Below are 849 nucleotides of genomic sequence, written 5' to 3' on the forward strand. Positions count from 1 at the left end.
TGTCGATAGAACCATCTTGGCCATTTAATGTAACACTGTTACCGTCTTTGCCAGTAACGCCCATCTTGCCGTCTTTACCGTCAAGAGCGATAACATTTTTCTTATCCTGATCATCGGTAGCACCAGTAATCGTTGTAATACCATCTTTACCGTTGATCGTAACAGACGCGCCATCTTTGCCATTAGCACCTTTCGGGCCTTTCGCACCAATTGTACCATCTTTCGCGTTCATGGTAACAGTGGTACCGTCTGTACCTGTACCGCCAATCGTACCGTCTTTACCATTCATGGTAACAGTTGTACCATCTGCACCTTTAGCACCGATTGTGCCATCTTTGCCATTCATAGTAACGCTTGTACCATCTGTGCCTTTAGCACCCACTGTACCATCTTTACCATTTACTGTAACGGTTGTGCCATCTTTCGCCTTGCTTTCGATCTTACCATCTTTACCATCAATAGTAACTTTTTCACCGTCTTTACCATTGACAGTCACCTTGCCATCTTTGCCAGCTTCTCCATCTTTACCGACTGTGATGTCATCCTTTAAGGAATAGGTTACTTTCTTATTAGCCTTATCCAATGTAACTTCAAGGCTATTGCCTGCGGCAAATTCAACCGTTTCTTTCTTATCTTGACCTAAAGCAACGTTAGCTCTGTTATCGGCTGTATCTTGACCTACCAAAATATCAAAACCTTGATTTGTCTTGTACAATTGACTACCGTTTACAGCTTCTTTACTGTTTTCAGACACATTGCCGGCTTTTACATTCTTGATAACGGTGCCATTTGTATCGCCGCCTAAGGTAATGGAATTTTTATTTACAGAGCCGTCTGTGTTTTTATCAT

1 pseudogene is annotated in these 849 nt (G+C 42.3%); it reads right to left on the reverse strand.

Going from position 1 to position 849, the window contains the following annotated elements:
• Positions 1 to 849 (reverse strand): annotated as a pseudogene (locus HMPREF3182_RS07350) (hypothetical protein); the annotation flags it as partial.

Source organism: Megasphaera hutchinsoni (genome assembly GCF_001553405.1).
Lineage (GTDB): Bacteria > Bacillota > Negativicutes > Veillonellales > Megasphaeraceae > Megasphaera > Megasphaera hutchinsoni.